Annotated in this window: 15 protein-coding genes; 5 read left to right on the forward strand and 10 right to left on the reverse strand. The window is 67.4% G+C overall.

Annotated elements, in window-relative coordinates; all coding sequences use genetic code 11:
- Nucleotides 1-29 precede the first annotated feature (29 nt).
- The 3 genes from BMZ25_RS01500 to BMZ25_RS01510 are packed head-to-tail and all read right to left on the reverse strand — an operon-like array spanning nt 30 to nt 3,429.
- A complete protein-coding gene (locus tag BMZ25_RS01500; RefSeq protein WP_092687319.1) occupies nt 30-1,379 on the reverse strand; it encodes a cytochrome P450 in 1,350 nt (449 codons plus the stop codon).
- Nucleotides 1,376-2,617 carry a hypothetical protein gene (locus BMZ25_RS01505; protein ID WP_092687322.1) on the reverse strand — a complete coding sequence of 414 codons (1,242 nt, stop codon included), beginning with the start codon at nt 2,615-2,617 and terminating at the stop codon, nt 1,376-1,378. Before BMZ25_RS01505 ends, BMZ25_RS01500 begins: the two co-directional genes overlap by 4 nt.
- A gap of 56 nt (nt 2,618-2,673) precedes the next feature.
- The gene (locus tag BMZ25_RS01510) at nt 2,674-3,429 is read right to left on the reverse strand and encodes a cytochrome c biogenesis CcdA family protein (protein ID WP_092687325.1); all 756 of its coding nucleotides are present in this window, start codon (nt 3,427-3,429) and stop codon (nt 2,674-2,676) included.
- Nucleotides 3,430-3,523: 94 nt separating this feature from the next.
- Here BMZ25_RS01510 and BMZ25_RS01515 point away from each other — a divergent pair, with 94 nt between their 5' ends.
- Complete coding sequence (locus BMZ25_RS01515) at nt 3,524-3,751, forward strand: sulfurtransferase TusA family protein (protein WP_092687328.1); 228 nt, start codon at nt 3,524-3,526, stop codon at nt 3,749-3,751.
- A gap of 72 nt (nt 3,752-3,823) precedes the next feature.
- Here the strand turns inward: BMZ25_RS01515 and BMZ25_RS01520 are convergent, their stop codons facing one another.
- From BMZ25_RS01520 to purC, 6 genes are all read right to left on the reverse strand, one after another.
- Nucleotides 3,824-6,619 carry an Rne/Rng family ribonuclease gene (locus BMZ25_RS01520; protein WP_092687331.1) on the reverse strand — a complete coding sequence of 932 codons (2,796 nt, stop codon included), beginning with the start codon at nt 6,617-6,619 and terminating at the stop codon, nt 3,824-3,826.
- A gap of 444 nt (nt 6,620-7,063) precedes the next feature.
- On the reverse strand, nt 7,064-8,395 hold the full coding sequence (locus BMZ25_RS01525; protein WP_092687334.1) for a sigma-54-dependent transcriptional regulator: 1,332 nt from the start codon (nt 8,393-8,395) through the stop codon (nt 7,064-7,066).
- A gap of 15 nt (nt 8,396-8,410) precedes the next feature.
- Entirely contained in the window at nt 8,411-10,180 is a 1,770-nt protein-coding gene (locus BMZ25_RS01530) for a sensor histidine kinase (RefSeq protein ID WP_092687337.1), read from the reverse strand.
- A gap of 38 nt (nt 10,181-10,218) precedes the next feature.
- Nucleotides 10,219-10,887, reverse strand: a complete 669-nt coding sequence (gene purQ, locus BMZ25_RS01535) for a phosphoribosylformylglycinamidine synthase subunit PurQ (protein WP_092687340.1) — start codon at nt 10,885-10,887, stop codon at nt 10,219-10,221.
- A 37-nt stretch (nt 10,888-10,924) separates the two neighbouring features.
- Entirely contained in the window at nt 10,925-11,155 is a 231-nt protein-coding gene (gene purS / locus BMZ25_RS01540; protein WP_092687343.1) for a phosphoribosylformylglycinamidine synthase subunit PurS, read from the reverse strand.
- Between the two features lie 45 nt (nt 11,156-11,200).
- Nucleotides 11,201-11,962 carry a phosphoribosylaminoimidazolesuccinocarboxamide synthase gene (purC, locus tag BMZ25_RS01545; protein WP_092687345.1) on the reverse strand — a complete coding sequence of 254 codons (762 nt, stop codon included), beginning with the start codon at nt 11,960-11,962 and terminating at the stop codon, nt 11,201-11,203.
- Between the two features lie 184 nt (nt 11,963-12,146).
- Between purC and BMZ25_RS01550 the strand changes: the two genes are divergently transcribed.
- Together BMZ25_RS01550 and bmt are read left to right on the forward strand one after the other, a co-directional pair.
- A complete protein-coding gene (locus BMZ25_RS01550) occupies nt 12,147-12,461 on the forward strand; it encodes a DUF1476 domain-containing protein (RefSeq protein WP_092687348.1) in 315 nt (104 codons plus the stop codon).
- Nucleotides 12,462-12,776: 315 nt separating this feature from the next.
- Nucleotides 12,777-13,793 (forward strand): betaine--homocysteine S-methyltransferase, encoded by a 1,017-nt coding sequence (bmt, locus tag BMZ25_RS01555; protein ID WP_092687351.1) that lies wholly within the window; start codon nt 12,777-12,779, stop codon nt 13,791-13,793.
- Nucleotides 13,794-13,859: 66 nt separating this feature from the next.
- Here the strand turns inward: bmt and BMZ25_RS01560 are convergent, their stop codons facing one another.
- On the reverse strand, nt 13,860-14,948 hold the full coding sequence (locus BMZ25_RS01560) for a PA0069 family radical SAM protein (RefSeq protein WP_092687354.1): 1,089 nt from the start codon (nt 14,946-14,948) through the stop codon (nt 13,860-13,862).
- Nucleotides 14,949-15,130: 182 nt separating this feature from the next.
- On the opposite strand from BMZ25_RS01560, the gene BMZ25_RS01565 reads away from it, so the two are divergent.
- Together BMZ25_RS01565 and BMZ25_RS01570 are read left to right on the forward strand one after the other, a co-directional pair.
- Nucleotides 15,131-15,835: a corrinoid protein gene (locus BMZ25_RS01565; RefSeq protein WP_092687357.1), complete on the forward strand. Its 705-nt coding sequence runs from the start codon at nt 15,131-15,133 to the stop codon at nt 15,833-15,835.
- Between the two features lie 66 nt (nt 15,836-15,901).
- Nucleotides 15,902-16,120, forward strand: a complete 219-nt coding sequence (locus BMZ25_RS01570; protein WP_092687360.1) for a hypothetical protein — start codon at nt 15,902-15,904, stop codon at nt 16,118-16,120.
- Nucleotides 16,121-16,276: the final 156 nt, after the last annotated feature.

Consider the following 16,276-nt stretch of genomic DNA (forward strand, 5'->3'; position numbering starts at 1 on the left):
GGAACGACGCCCGCCCGCGAAAGGATCCATCAACGCGGCGACAGGCGCAGCCGGATCCCGTCGCGCGCCCGCACCGTCAGGTGCGCCACGGGGACCGGCACCTGCCCCTCGAGCGGCGCGACATGCCAGCGGGACAGGAGGCAGGCCAGCAGAAGCGGCCCCTCGGCCATCGCGAACCCGGCACCGGGACAGACCCGCGCGCCCTGACTAAAGGGCAGATACGTCTCGCGCGGACAGGCCTTGAGCTCAGGGTCGCGCCACCGCTCGGGATCGAAGGCGTCCGGCCGGGTCCAGACGCGGGGATTGCGATGCATGTGCCAGGGGCTGACCACCACCTGCGCCCCCCGCGGCACCTCACGGTTGCGGAAGCGTTCCGGCTGCATCGTCTCGCGCACCATCATCGGGACGGGGGGATAGAGCCGCAGGGTTTCGCGGAACACGTCTCGGGTAAATCGAAGCTCGGACAGCCCGGAGAAACGCGGATCGGCCATGAACGCCGCCGCCTCGGCCGCCACGCGATCCTGGGCCTCGGGATGCGTCGCCACGAGGTACAGCGCCCAGGCCAGCGCCGAGGCGCTGGTCTCGTGCCCGGCCAGGAAGAAGATCGCGACCTGGTCGACCATCTCTGCGGTCGAGAACGTCTCGCCCGTTTCCGGATCACGGGTCGTCATGATCTTTGTCGCAAGGTCATCCGGCGCCGTACCGGCGGCGATCCGACGCTGCCGGTCCTCGGCCAGCCCGGCGATCAGCCCCCGGATGTCCCGCGCCGTTCGCCGCGTCCGGCGGGAGTGAAAGCGCGGCATCCACCGCGGCAGCGGGACGAAAGCTGCGAGGTTCAGGATGGGTTGCGCCCTTTGGTGCGCGCGGAATCGGGCAAAGACCCGCGAAGCCGTCTCATCTTCGATCGGCAGCGAGAAGAGCGTGCGAAAGATCACGTCGGCGGCGGCGTGACTGGTCGCGGCCTCAACCTCGACCACGCCCGGATGCAGCCGGTCGGCGGCCGCGCGCCCGGCCGCCAGCATCGCGGGAAAGGTGTCGCGCAGCCGCCCACCCTCGAACGCGGGGTCGATGATGCGACGTTGGCGCTGCCACACGGCCCCGTTCGTGAGAAAGACCGAACGGCCCAGCAACGGGCGAAGCCCCTCTCCGATCCGTTCGGATTTCGGGAAATCCAGCGGGCGTGCAGAAAGGACGTCTCGGATCAGGTCAGGCTCGTTCACAAGGTACGAGCGGAAGAACGGCGTCCGGAATTCGGCCATCCGGGCGCCGTACAGACGCTCGGGCTGGGCCGAGAGGATGTCGGCGCGGAACAGCCTGAGATAGCGCCAGAGCGACACGCGCCCGGCCCGCGATCGGGGTTTCGGCGGCTCGCGCGTCATGCCGCCCGCGAGGTGTGGCCGGAGGCCGGTCGCGTGATCCGGCTGGCCGACGGCTTTCTGCCGGCGAACCGGTCGCCCAGGGTCAGCGGCCCGGCGGTGATGCGGAAGTAGTCATAGTCGCCGGGCCTGTCGAAGGCACAGAGATACTGGAAATGCAGGCGGAAGAAGCGCCAGCGCAGCGCCTTCCATGTCTCGGGACGCAGGGTCTGGGTAAAGGCGGCCGACAGAACCAACGGCCAGCGCTGGTCAGGCGGCGCAACCCCCGAGACGGCCACGGGATCGCAGAGCGCGAAGGCGCATCCGTCGCCCGGCGCGGTGACATCGACCCAGGTGATGTCGTCGCGAGCGGAGAGATACCTGAGATCGGCGCGCAGGGGATACGCCTCCGGCAGGAAGCTGATCATGGGAATGACCTGACCGAGCGACAGGAATGACAGCGCGGGCCCATCCGCCGGACGCCGGCCCTGGCGCAGCAAGTCGGCCAGGATCGAAACGGCAAGATGCGCGCCCGAGGAATGGCCCACGACCAGCACCTCGTCGACATCGGCGCACAGCGCCTCGGCGATGGCATCGGTGAACCGCGCCATCCGGGCCGCAAGCTCTGGTGGCGTCGCGCCCCGGTCCCGCGCCGCGTGGGCATAGTCGTGCATCAGGTAATAGGCGAACAGCTTGCCGTCCCGTGCCCGGCACCAGCGCAGGACGGCCCAGCCCGCACCGAGCGCGGCACAGGCGACGACGATCCCGAAGAGCGGAGCCTGCAAGCCGGTCAGCGCCACCACCCGGGTCGCGACACGTACCACGATCCAACCGACCAGCACGGCCAGCGCCGCCTGTCCCAGCAGCATGCCCACGGGATAGAGCGCAGCGATCACCGGCCCCTTCCTCAGCCAGGTCAGGCGCCGCAACGCCCCGGTCGAAAGATAGATCCACGCCGTCCGCACCATCTGCGCATAGGTCGCGGCGATTCCGTGGGACATGCTGTCGCGCACGATGTCGGACCAGACGAGCACTTCGATGTCGGAGGTGACCGCCCGGCCATCCTGCACGCCCTCGACGCGCCAGCCATAGCGGGCGCCCTTTCGGGGCTGCAGATCGAGCTCGTAGCCGGACAGGGCGGCCTGCGTCGCGCCCTCCCTACGGTAGAGCTCGCGGTAACGGCGCGGCGGGATCGGGTCGTAGCCCGGCAGGTAGAACACCCGTCGCCGCCGCACTCGTCCGCCGTCCCGCTCGCTCGTCATGGCGTGACGCTATCCCGAAACTCGGGCCGGATTAAGTCGCCGGCGCGGCACCAGTGTCAGCCAAGCGCGGCCAACGCCGGGAACTGCTCGAGCAGCCACCAGGAAAACGCCGAGAACTGCCCCGTCAGCATCATCAGCCCGACGGTCCAAAGGAGCAGACCCATGATCCGCTCGATCCGGTCCATGTGCCGCTTCATCCACGCCATGACACCGGACAGCCGCGGAAAGAAGGCGGCCACGAGAAGGAACGGTATCCCGAGCCCGATGGCGTAGATGCCCAGAAGCGTCGTGCCCCGTGTCAGCGACGCCTCGGACGCGGCCAAGGACAGGATCGCGCCAAGCTGCGGGCCGATGCAGGGCGTCCAGCCGAACGCGAAGGCCAGACCCAGCACATAGGCCCCAAGGGCCGAGCCGCCGCGGTCGCCGGCATCCATCCGCATCTCGACGTCCATGAAGGACAGGCGGAAGATGCCGAGGAAATGCGCGCCGAACACCATCACGATCGCGCCCGCGATGACGACGAACCAATCCTGGTTCTGCAGGAAGAACGCCCCCATCGCCGAGGCCGTGAACCCAAGAAACAGGAATACCGTGCTGAGCCCGAGCACGAAAAAGGCCGCCGACATCATCACCTTGTTCCGGGCCGGAGTCTCGCCGCCGGACATCTCGGTCATCGTGATGCCGCCCATATAGGCCAGGTAGGGCGGCACGATGGGCAGGACGCAGGGACTGAGAAACGACAGAAGCCCCCCGACCAGCGCAACCAGCATTGCGGGGATCAGCCCCGCGTCGATGATCTCTATCCCGAACATGGCTCAGCCATACGCGATGCGGCAGGCGGCGTCATCCATCCATCCCTCACAACCCCGTGGACAGGACCGGCGGTGCGATTTAAGCCACGACCCCATGGATTACGATGCCGATCTCGACGCCCTCGGGCTGCTCTGCCCCCTGCCCGTCCTGAAGGCCCGCAAGAGGCTGCAGGCCCTCTCCGCGGGCCAGGTGCTGCGGGTGCAGGCCGACGACCCGGCCGCGGTGGTCGACATCCCGCATTTCTGCAACGAGGCCGGACACGAGTTGCTGGCCACCGAGACCCTGGACGGGGCGCAGCACTATTTCCTCCGCAAGGGCTGAGGCCGCAGCTGACGGGAACGAAAAGAGCCGCCCCCGGTCGGGGACGGCTCCTTGATCGGTATCGCGAGGCGCTCAACTACCGAGCGACCACCAGCCGCGCTTCTTGGGCTTGTTGTCCTCGGTCTCGCTCTCGGCCATCGCCGGCTCGCGCTCGGGCTCCGACTCGGCGGTATCTTCGGCCTCGGGCGCCGGCTCTTCGGCCTCCGGGGCCTCTTCGGCCTTGGGCTCTTCCGCCTTGACGGGGGCCGGCTCTTCGACCCTTGCCTCTTCCGTCTCGGCTTGCGCCGGCTCGGGCTCGGACGGCGCCTCGACGGCCTCGGGTTCCGACGGTGTCGGTTCCTCGACCGGCGCCGCCACGGCTTCGGGCTGCACGGGCTCCGCGGTTTCCTCGGACGCCGCCGGCTCGGTCTGAACCAGCGGATCGGCGGCATCGGCGGTTGCCATGGCGCCCGTCACCTCCTCGGCCGGCGCGGTCTCGGACGCCTCATTGGCCGCGGGCGCTGCCTCGGCGGGCTTGTCCGCCGTCTTGCGCGACCGCGAACGGGTGCGGCGACGCTTCGGCTTCTCGGCGGTTTCCTCGGGCTTGGCTTCCGCCGCCTCGGCCGGAGCCTCGGATGCGGTTTCGGCCTCGGACGATGCCTCGTCCTCCTTCGGTGCATCGACCGTCTCCGCCGTCACCGGTGCGGGGGACTCGTCCTTCGCGGGTGCCGAACCCTCGGTCTGCTGCTGCGACGACTGGTCCTCGCCATTGCTGCCTGACTTCTTCCGGCGGCGACGCCGGCGCCGCTTCTTGGGCTTGTCCTCGCCCGACGGAGTCTCTTCGGCGGATTGCGTCTCGGCCCCCTCGGGCAGGTTGTCCGTCGCATCCTCGGGGACCGCGACCTCGCTCTCGGCCTCGATCATCGTGGGATCGGCCGACACGACCGGAGCGGTCTGTTCCACGACGCGGGTCTGCGTCTTGAACTTGTCGATCGAGAAGTCGGGCGAGATCAGCATCGGATCGGCCTCGACCCGAACGGACATGCCGTAGCGGGCCTCGATCTGCGCGATGTGGTCGCGCTTGTGGTTCAGCAGGAAGTTGCAGATACCCACGGGCGCCTTCACCAGCACTTCCTTGGTGCGGTTGCGCACGCCCTCTTCCTCGATCTGGCGCAGGATGTTCAGCGCCAGGTTGTCGTCAGAACGCAGGAGCCCCGTGCCGTGGCACGACGGGCATGGCTGCGTGGTCGCCTCGATCATGCCGGGGCGCAGGCGCTGGCGCGACATTTCGAGCAGACCGAAGCCTGAGATACGGCCCACCTGGATGCGGGCCCGGTCCGTCTTGAGCTTTTCCTTGAATTTCTTCTCGACCGCGGAATTGTTCTTCCGCTCTTCCATGTCGATGAAGTCGATCACGATGAGGCCAGCGAGGTCCCGCAGGCGCAGCTGACGCGCCACTTCCTCGGCCGCCTCGAGGTTGGTCTTGAGCGCCGTCTCCTCGATCGAGCCTTCCTTGGTGGCCCGGCCCGAGTTCACGTCGATCGCCACGAGCGCCTCGGTCACGCCGATCACGATGTAGCCGCCCGACTTCAGCTGCACGGTCGGGTTGAACATCGACGACAGGTAGCTTTCCACCTGGTAGCGCGCGAAGAGCGGCATCGGGTCGACGTAGTGCTTCACGTTCTTGGCGTGGGACGGCATGATCATCTTCATGAAGTCCTTGGCCGTGCGGTAGCCGTCCGGCCCCTCGACCAGCACCTCTTCGATGTCGCGCGTGTAGAGGTCGCGGATCGACCGCTTGATCAGGTCGCCCTCCTCGTAAATCTTCGCCGGCGCGATCGACTTCAGCGTCAGCTCGCGGATCTGCTCCCACATACGCTGCAGGTATTCGTAGTCGCGGCGGATCTCGGTCTTGGTGCGCTGGCTGCCGGCGGTGCGGATGATCAGGCCGGCGCCCTTGGGCACGTCGATCGACGCGGCGATGTCCTTGAGCTTCTTGCGGTCGGTCGCATTGGTGATCTTGCGGCTGATGCCGCCGCCGCGGGCGGTGTTCGGCATCAGGACGCAGTAACGGCCGGCAAGGCTGAGATAGGTGGTCAGGGCCGCGCCCTTGTTGCCGCGCTCTTCCTTGACGACCTGCACCAGCAGGATCTGGCGGACCTTGATGACTTCCTGGATCTTGTACTTCCGCTTCGGCTTGCGCGGCCGGCGGATTTCCTCGGAGACGTCATCGTCGGCGACGGATTCGATATCCGCGTCACGCTCGGCGGCGTCGTCCATCGCGCTGTATTCGTCGGGCTCCTCGTCCTCGCCCTGGGGCACGTCCCGTGCGGCCGGCGCGTCGCCCTCGACCACATCCGACGCCTCGGCGGGATCGGTCTCGCCCCCCTCCTGTTCGAGGTCGACGACATCCATGCCGGGAATGTCCGCGACAACCGCCGCAGTGCGGGCGGTGGCCTCGGTGTCGGCATCGGGCGCGTCGGCCTCCGACGTCTCTTCCTGCGCGACCTTGTCGGCGCTCTCGGCCTTCGCCGCCTTCGAACGCGAGCGGCTGCGCGAGGGACGCTTCGGCGCCTCGTCCTCGTCCTGCTGCACGCGCTGCTCTTCCATCTCCTCGGCCAGCAACGCCTCACGGTCGGCGACCGGGATCTGGTAGTAGTCGGGGTGGATCTCCGAGAAGGCGAGGAAGCCGTGGCGGTTGCCGCCGTAGTCGACGAACGCCGCCTGCAGCGACGGTTCGACCCGCGTTACCTTGGCAAGATAGATATTTCCGGCAAGCTGGCGTTTCGCCTCGGACTCGAAGTCGAACTCGTCGACCTTGTTTCCGTCAACCACCACGACGCGGGTCTCTTCCGCGTGGGTGGCATCGATAAGCATCTTCTTTGACATGTTATTCTGTTCCGCACCGCGACAGGGTCCGCGCCTGGCGGCGCGTCCGTCTGCGGGTGTTGTCTGGTGAGGGCGATGCGGCGGCTTGGGCATGCGCGGCGGGCGGGCCGTCCGGCCCCTGCCCGATGCTTCTGTGCCTGCGCGCGCGTCATCGCGGTTCTTCTCCGACCTCCGTCGATGCAGAGGCCTGTTTTGTCCCGCGGCCGTCAGGGCCGTCGGGCGTGGGTCTGGCCATTTCTGGCCGATCGGCCTGTCCGCGACGGGCCGGGTTCGGCCAGACGTCTGCGGACAGCGAAACTCTCTTCAGGGCACGGCGCGAAGCGCATCTACCCATTTCCGCACCATAGCCGCGGGACTTGGCGAAAGACAATGCCGAACTTGTCCCGTCACGCTTGGTATTCGGGCCGACTGCACAACTCTTGGTCGCAGAGCTTCAAAATCCCGCTAGAGATAGTCGGCGCGCGTGAGCCCGTACTTCGCCATCTTCTCGTTCAAGGTCCGGCGCGGCAGGCAGAGTTCTTCCATCACCGCCGAGATCGAGCCCTTGTGACGGCGCATCGTGTTGTCGATCAGCATCCGCTCGAACGCCTCGACATACTCCTTCAGCGGCTTGCCCTCGGTCGTCATGCCGGGCTGGGCCTCTTCCTCGTCGGTCATCAGCAGCGACGAGATCGTGCCAGTGCCGCGACGGTTCTGAAGCACCGCCCGCTCGGCCACGTTGGCCAGCTGGCGGATATTTCCCGGCCAGGGCGCCTGCAAGAGCTGTGCGGCCTCCTGCGCGCTGACCTCTGGCGCCGGGCAGCCGTATTCGTCGGCGTACTGCTCGGCAAATCGGTTAAAGAGCGTCAGGATGTCCTCCCCCCGCGACCGCAGTGGCGGCAGGGTGATCTTCATCGCAGCGAGGCGGTAGTACAGGTCCGGCCTAAGCTTGTCCTCGCAGGTCACGCCGGCCTCGGCGAGGTTCGATATCGCGACGATCCGCGTCTCGGGCGGAGTGCCCTGCTCGTTGATCCATGACAGAAGCCGCGCCTGCAACCCGATGGGCAGCGCGTCGATGTCCTCGAGCACCAGCGTCCCGCTGCGCGCCTCCTCGATCAGCGGCTGCGCCGCGTCGTCGCCGGCGGGTCCGAACAGCCGGCGCCCCAGAGTCTCTTCGTCGTGTCCGGCGCAGGACGTGATGACGAACTTCTTGCCAGCCTTCGCCCCCACGGCGTGCAGCGCATGCGCCGCCAGGGTCTTGCCCGTTCCGGTCTCGCCATCGATCAGGACATGCCCGTCCGACTGCCCGAGATCGAGGATGTCCTCGCGAAGACGCTCCATCACCGGCGACGAGCCGATCAGCTTCTTCATGATGCCGGTGCCGTCCGACAGCTCGCGCCGCAGGGCGCGGTTGTCGAGCGTCAGGCGCCGTGCGTTCGCGGCCTTCTTGGCGAGGTCCGTCATCCGGTCGGGATTGAACGGCTTCTCGAGAAAATCGAACGCACCGACGCGCATCGCCTCGACCGCCATCGGCACGTCGCCGTGGCCGGTGATCATGATCACGGGCAGCGCGGAATCGATGCTCATCAGACGCTTGAGGAAGGTGATGCCATCCATGCCGGGCATCTTGATGTCGGTGACCACGACGCCGGGATACTCCGCGCCCAACCCCTTCAGGGCCTCTTCGGCGCTCGGGAAGGTCTCGGTTTCATAGCCCGACAGCGCCAGCCACTGGCTGATGGACTGACGCATGTCCTTCTCGTCGTCGATAATGGCGATCTTCATCGCTTGCGGCATCTTTCTTTTCGCTCCCTACTCGGCGGCAGCCGCCGCGGACTCGGCTTTCAGGACAGGTAAGCGCAATTCGAACACGGCGCCGCCCTCGTCGCCGTTATGAGCGGTTAATCGCCCACCCAAATCCGCCACGATCGATGACGAAATCGCGAGGCCAAGCCCAACACCGTCTCCCGGCGCCTTGGTCGTGTAGAACGGCTCGAACAGGGACTCGAGGTCCTCGATTCCGGGGCCGTTGTCCGAGACTGTCAGCAACGCGCTGACCCCGGCAGTAAGATAGAGCGACACCTGCGGATCGTCCTGCTGGCGGGTGGCATCGACAGCATTGCGCAGGAGGTTGATCATCACCTGCTCAATCCGGATGCGGTCGCCCTTCACCATTACCGGCTCCCGCGGGAGAGACATCGAGATCGACACGTCCCGCGCCTTGAGCTGCGGCTCCATCATGGCCACCGCCGAGGACACGCAGTCACGCAGATCGAGCGGTTCGAACGCCTCGCCCCCCTTGCGGGCATAGGATTTCAGCTGCCGCGTGATGGCCCCCATGCGGTCGATCAGGTCGTCGATCCGCTGAAAGCTCGACAGCGCCTCCTCGGGGCGGCGGCGTTGCAGCAGTAGCTTGGCGCCGGCGAGGTATGTCTTCATCGCGGCGAGCGGCTGGTTCAGCTCGTGGCTCACCGCCGCGGACATCTCGCCCAGGGCCGCAAGTTTCGAGGTCTGCGCCACGGTTTGTTCGGCCACCTGCAGGTTCGCCTCGGCCTTCTCGCGGCTGGCGATCTCGCGCTGGAGCGCGGTGTTCAGGCGGCGCAGCTGTGCGGATTCGCGCTGGAAGAAGATCGAACGCGACACCGCCTTGCGGCTCATCAGGTAGAACCCGCCCGCCATAAGGATCGCGAAGCCCATGATCTCGAGCGCGAGGACACCGTTCACCCGCTCCCGCACGCTGGCATAGGTCGTGAACGAGGTCATGCGCCAGCCCTGGAACGGGATGCGCGTCTCCTGGCGCATCACCGCCTCGCCGGCGAGGTAGGCGTCCGGCGGCAGCGCCGTCCAGTCGGCGGTCGCCTGGATCGCACGGCTGATGGCGTTCGGCGCCGAGCGGACCTGCAGCGCCTCTTCCTCACTCAGCCCGCGCCAGCGGCTTTCGGTGGCCAGGATGATCTGGCCTTCCGAGTTCGTGACGAAGACCGCGTCCGAGAATCCGGCCCACGCCTCTTCGAACTGGCCCAGGTCCACGCCCACGACGATGACGCCCAGAAGGTCGCTGCCATCCGTGATCTTCTGCGAATAGTTGAACTTGTAGCCCCCGGCCTCGGTCTGGGAGGTCGAGAACACCGTCTCGTTCGAGCGCATCGCCTCGACGAAGAACGAGGTCGAGCGATGGGTGGAGCCGAGACGCGAGCGATCGGTCGCAGCGACCGCGCGCCCGTCGCTGTCAAGCAGCATCAGCGACGCGGCGCCGATCTCGTCGACATAGGACAGCAGGCGCTGCGTGGTGCTGGAATAATCGCCCGAATTCAGCGCCCCGATCAGCGCCGGATCCCGCGACAGCAGCAGCGGCACGACCGAGGCGCGCTGCAGCTCGCTCATCAAGTTGCCGGAATAGAGCGCCAGCCGCACCTCGGCGCGATTGCGGGTGGATTCCGTGAACCGCTCGGTCAGCAGGTCGTTGGTGACCCAGACCACCACGAGCGCGATGATCGCGAAAACGGCAAAAACCATGCGCACCGGCCAGGAGCGGCCGGGCGGCGGTGCGTCTTCTTCCGTCGTGGCAGTCGTATCGGCCATGCTACGAGCCTATGCGCGCCCGCGGGCCGCCTCAAGCGTCACGCGTCGGCCAGGGCGTCGATCAGCCCGGTGAAGAGCGGCGCACCGTCCATGCCGCCCAGGGCCGGATCCGCCGCCCGTTCGGGATGCGGCATCATTCCCAGCACACGGCGGTTCCCCGACAGCACGCCCGCGATGTCCGCGACCGAGCCGTTGGGATTGTCGACATAGGTGAACGCCACGCGGTCGGCATCGCGCAGACGGGCCACGCCATCGGCATCGAGGACGTAGTTACCGTCATGGTGCGCGATCGGCACGTCGATCCGCACGCCCGCATCATAGCCCGAGGTAAAGGCGCTGGCCGCCGTCTCGACCTGAAGCGGCACGGTCCGGCAGATGTAGCGCAGGCCGGAATTGCGGATCAGCGCGCCGGGCAGAAGACCGGTCTCGGTCAGAACCTGGAACCCGTTGCAGACGCCCAGGACGAACCCGCCGCGCTCGGCATGGGTCTTGAGCGCCGCGCAGACCGGCGAATTGGCCGCGATCGCGCCGCAGCGCAGGTAATCCCCGAATGAGAATCCGCCCGGAACGGCGACGAGATCGGTTCCCTCGGGCAGCGCCGTCTCCTTGTGCCAGACCATCGAGACGCTCGCGCCTGCGGCGCGCAGGGCGACGGCGAGGTCCCGGTCGCAGTTCGACCCGGGAAAGACGAGAACCGCAGCTTTCATGTTCGCACTCCGCCTGCAAGAAATGACGCGATGCCGCTCAGAGCAGCTCGATGCGGTAGGATTCGATCACAGTGTTGGCCAACAGCTTTTCACACATCTCGCCGATCTCGGCCTCGGAGGTGCCGTCGGCGAGATCGAGTTCGATGACCTTGCCCTGCCGTACGCCCTCGACGCCCGAAAACCCGAGCGCGCCGAGCGCGTGGCGCACCGCCTCGCCCTGCGGATCGAGGACCCCGTCCTTGAGCATCACGTGAACCCGCGCCTTCATCGCGCCCCCTGAATCATTGTCGATAAGCCTGGATCGCGCCGGCGTTCAGTTGATGAGCGTCGGCTTGGTTGTGTGGGTGACGTTCGACGGCAGCACGCCCAGTCGCCGCGCCACCTCGGTATACGCGTCGGAGAGCGAGCCGAGGTCGCGCCGGAACACGTCCTTGTCGAGCTTCTGCCCGGTCTCGATGTCCCACAGCCGGCAGCTGTCTGGGCTGATCTCGTCGGCCACCACGAGCCGCTGGAAGTCGTTCTCCCAGATCCTGCCGATCTCGATCTTGAAGTCGACCAGCTTGATCCCGACCCCCAGCATCACGCCGGACAGGAAATCGTTCACCCGCAGCGACAGCGCGATCATGTCGTCGAGGTCCTGCTGCGTGGCCCAGCCGAAGGCGAGGATGTGCTCTTCGCTGACCAGCGGATCGCCGAGCCCGTCGTCCTTGAAGCAGAACTCGACGATCGGCCGCGGCAGCGCCGTGCCCTCGGCCAGCCCAAGGCGCGTCGACAGCGACCCGGCGGCGAAGTTGCGCACGATGATCTCGAGCGGGATGATCTCGACCGAGCGGATCAGCTGTTCGCGCATGTTGATGCGCTTGATGAAGTGCGTCGGCACCCCGATCTGCGCGAGGCCGTTCATGAAGAACTCGCTCAGACGGTTGTTCAGGACGCCCTTGCCCTCGATCGTGGCGGTCTTCTCGGCGTTGAACGCGGTGGCGTCGTCCTTGAAGTACTGCACCAGGGTGCCGGGTTCGGGGCCCTCGTAAAGAATCTTGGCCTTGCCTTCGTAGACCTTCTTGCGGCGTGCCATGGGAGAGTGCTCCAGTTCGCAGGACATACCGCGCCGACGATGCCGCGCGGTTTTGCTTTCGCGCCCCTATAGGCCCTTTGCGCGCACACGGCAAGAACGGCGGACTTGGCAACTGTCGGTGGCGACGGGTAAAATGAGAGCTTAGGGTATGAGCCCGACTCAGACCGCCGCGAGAGGTGACGTCATGCTGACGCTCAAGGACAGAGAGAGAGCCTTCGAAAACAAGTACGCCCACGACGCCGAGATGCTGTTCAAGGCCCAGGCGCGTCGCAACCGGCTGGTGGGCCTGTGGGCGGCGGACCTGATGGGCCTCGAAGGGGACGCGGCCACCGACTACGCCAAGCAGGTCGTGAAGGCCGACTTCGAGGAGCACGGGACAGAGGCCGTGGTCAGGAAGCTGGTCGGCGATCTCGGCGACAAGGCCGACGAACAGACCGTCCGCGACAAGATGGAAGAACAGCTGACCGTCGCCAAGGCGCAGATCGTCGAGGAAAGCTGATCCCCGCGGCGATCAAGCCGATCTCAGGAAAGACGGTCCAAGACCGCTCTCCGCCGGGTTCGGACGGCGAGTGTTTGACGCGGTTCAGTCGGTGACGGCTGTACCCTGTCCCGCGCCCTGCCCTTGGGTCTGTCGCGGCGGCTTCAATCCACTGCAAACGCTTCGGGTCCGGACCTAGCCGAGCGCGTTTTGCCGTGCTCCGGAGATCGCGCTCGTGATCCGCGCTCCGGCGCCGCGCAGGCGTTTGCGCCGGCCTGCGAAGGATGGCATCAGCGCAACGGGCGCGATCGCGCGCCAGGGATCATCGGGGCGGCCATGACGGGCACACTTGAGACACTACTTTCGCAGCGCGACTGGCTGCTCGCCGACGGCGCGACCGGCACGACCTTGTTCAACATGGGGCTTTCCTCGGGCGACGCGCCGGAGTTGTGGAACATCGACCATCCCGACCGGATCCGACGGCTCTATGAGGGCGCGATCCGGGCGGGCAGCGACCTGTTCCTGACCAACACCTTCGGCGGCAACGCCGCACGGCTCAAGCTGCACGACGCCCAGCACCGCGTGCACGAGATCAACCGCGCGGGCGCCGAGATCGGCCGCGAGGCCGCCGACCGCGCCGGGCGCCCCGTCGTCGTCGCCGGCTCGATGGGCCCCACGGGCGAGATCATGCGGCCGATGGGGGCGCTCACCTACGACCGGGCCGTCGAGATCTTTCACGAACAGGCCGAGGGGCTGAAGGCGGGTGGCGTCGACGTGCTGTGGGCCGAGACGATCAGCGCCGCCGAGGAATTCCGCGCCGCCGGTGCCGCCGCCGCCCGCGTCGGGCTGCCGTGGTGCGGCACGATGAGCTTCGACACTGCCGGGCGCACCATGATGGGCCTGACCAGCGCGGCGATGGTCGAGATGGTCGAGACGCTGGATATCCCAGGACCCGTGGCCTTCGGCGCGAATTGCGGCGTGGGTGCCTCGGACCTCTTACGCACGATCCTCGGCTTCGCGGCACAGGGGACCGACCGCCCGATCATCGCCAAGGGCAACGCGGGCGTTCCGAAATTCGTCGACGGACACATCCATTACGACGGCACGCCGGACCTGATGGCCGATTACGCGGTGCTCGCGCGGGATTGCGGCGCGCGGATCATCGGCGGGTGCTGCGGCACGACGCCCGATCACCTGCGCCGGATGCGCCAGGCGCTGGAAGAGACCGCGCCGGGTCCACGGCCGACGCTCGATACGGTGGTGGAACGGATTGGCGCGTTCTCGTCCGCGCGGGACGGCACCGGCGAGCCGGCCCCCGCCGACCGGCGACGGCGGGGGCGCCGGCGCGGGTGAGTCCGGGGGCGCTGCCCCCGTCGCCTGCGGCGACTCCCCCGGGATATTTGCAGGACCAAAGATCGGTCAGAAGAGCGTGAGCTGATCGCCCGGCTGCGGCGGGACGGCGAAAAGGTCGGTGCGGAGCGACGGGAGGTCCGCGTCGAGGCCGTGCCGGCGTGCGGCGACGTCGAACCGGCGGGCGATCATCCGGGCATGCACGCCCTCGCCGCGCATGCGGTGGTGCCATTCGGCGGAGTAGTCCTTGCCGCCGTGCATCTCACGCAGGCGGGCCATGACGCGTTCCCGGCGCAGGGGGGCGTGTTCGGCGAGCCAGTCGCGGAACAGCGGCGCGACCTCGTGCGGCAGGCGCAGCATAATCCAGCTGGCGGCCGCGGCGCCCGCGTCCCGCGCGGCGGCGAGGATCGATTCGACCTCGTGATCGGTCAGGCCCGGGATGACCGGGGAGACCATGACGCGGACCGGGACACCGGCGCGGGCGAGGCGTTCGATCGCCGCGAGCCGGCGCGCGGGCGCCGGCACGCGCGGTTCGAGCCGGCGCGAGAGGCCGGCGTCGAGGGAGGTGATCGAGATGCCGACGCGCGCCAGCCCCGCCTGCCCCATGGGACCCAGAATGTCGGCATCGCGTTCGACCAGCGTGCCCTTGGTGGCGATGGTGACGGGATGGTTGAAGTCGCGCAGCACCTCGAGAACCGATCGCATGATCCGCCGCTCGCGCTCGACCGGCTGGTAGGGATCGGTGTTGGTGCCGATGGCGAGGGGCGCCGGGACATATCGTTTCGACGAGAGTTCCTTGCGGAGTTGCGGCGCCGCGTTCGGCCGGGCCGTCAGCCGCGTCTCGAAGTCGAGCCCCGCCGACAGACCGAGATAGCCGTGCGAGGGCCGCGCGAAGCAGTAGATGCAGCCGTGCTCGCAGCCTCGGTAGGGATTGACCGAGCGGTCGAAGCCGATATCCGGCGAGGTGTTCCGGGCGATGATCCGTCGCGCCGTCTCCTCCCGCACCTCGGTCCGGAGGGCGGGCAGCGCCTCTTCCTCGATCTCCCAGCCGTCATGCTCGGGCGGTCGCTCGTGCCGCTCGAAGCGGCCGGGCCGGTTCGAGGCCGCGCCCCGCCCGCGCCGGCGCGACGGGTCGAGAAGGTCGCTGTCGTCGGTCATGGCAGCATGAATAGAACATTTAACGAACATCCGCAAAGCCACACTTGCGTGACATTCGGCCTGCGTCCGGCCGCGCCGTCGGTTGCCGTCCGGCGTTGGTCGCAATTCATCAACTTCGCCCGGACAGGATGGTTTTAGTGGGGTCGAACACATGGACGCGGAACCCGCGCCGGGAGATCGCTATGGCTGACCAAGACGACGACATCATCCTGTCGGACCTGACCGACGAAGAGCTCATCCAGCAGATGCACGACGACCTCTACGACGGTCTCAAGGACGAGATCATCGAGGCGGTGAACATTCTGCTCGAGCGCGGATGGCAACCCTACGACATCCTGACCCGGGCGCTGGTCGCCGGCATGACGATCGTCGGCTACGACTTCCGGGACGGTATCCTGTTCGTGCCGGAAGTGCTGCTGGCGGCCAACGCGATGAAGGGCGGCATGATCATCCTCAAGCCGCTCCTGGCCGAAACCGACGCGCCGCGGATGGGCAAGATGGTCATCGGCACGGTCAAGGGCGACATCCACGACATCGGCAAGAACCTCGTCGCGATGATGATGGAAGGCGCCGGGTTCGAGGTGGTCGACATCGGGATCAACAACCCCGTCGAATCCTACCTCGAGGCACTGGCTGCCGAAGAGCCGGACATCCTGGGCATGTCGGCACTGCTGACGACCACGATGCCCTACATGAAGACGGTCATCGACACGATGGTCGCCGAGGGCATCCGCGACCGCTATGTCGTTCTGGTGGGCGGCGCCCCCCTGAACGAGGAGTTCGGCAAGGCGATCGGCGCCGACGCCTATTGCCGCGACGCGGCCGTAGCGGTGGAGACGGCCAAGAGCTTCGTCGCGCGGCGGCACAACCAACTCGCCGTAGGGTAAGCATCGGCGCGGCGCTTTCATTCTGCGTCGCGCGCTCCCATCTCTATCACGTGATAGGGGGATGGCATGCCGCTGGACAAGCTTGCACTGATACTCGTCGTGGTGATGGCGGCGGCCGGGCTGACCGTCTGGATCGCGTATCTCGCCGCCGGCGCCCCGCAGATGCCGGGGTCCGCGTGGACGCTGCTGATACCGGTGGCGCTCGGGGCCTATGTCCTCTGGCGCGTCATCTCGGACCGCCTGATCTCGCGCGGGGACGACCGCCATGATCGTACCGGGAAGTGATGCCCTCTTTGTGACCGCCGCAACGGTGGCCGGCCGGCAGGTTGCGCCTTGCCGCGTTCTCGGCCGCGAACGCAAACACGTTCGTGACCAGATGGCAGACGCGGCACTGTGCGCCGACGCCATCGTCGGCGTCCGGGGGAGAGGTCGACGGCCATG

The sequence above is a fragment of the Tranquillimonas rosea genome (genome assembly GCF_900111315.1).
In the GTDB taxonomy this organism is placed as follows: Bacteria; Pseudomonadota; Alphaproteobacteria; order Rhodobacterales; family Rhodobacteraceae; genus Tranquillimonas; species Tranquillimonas rosea.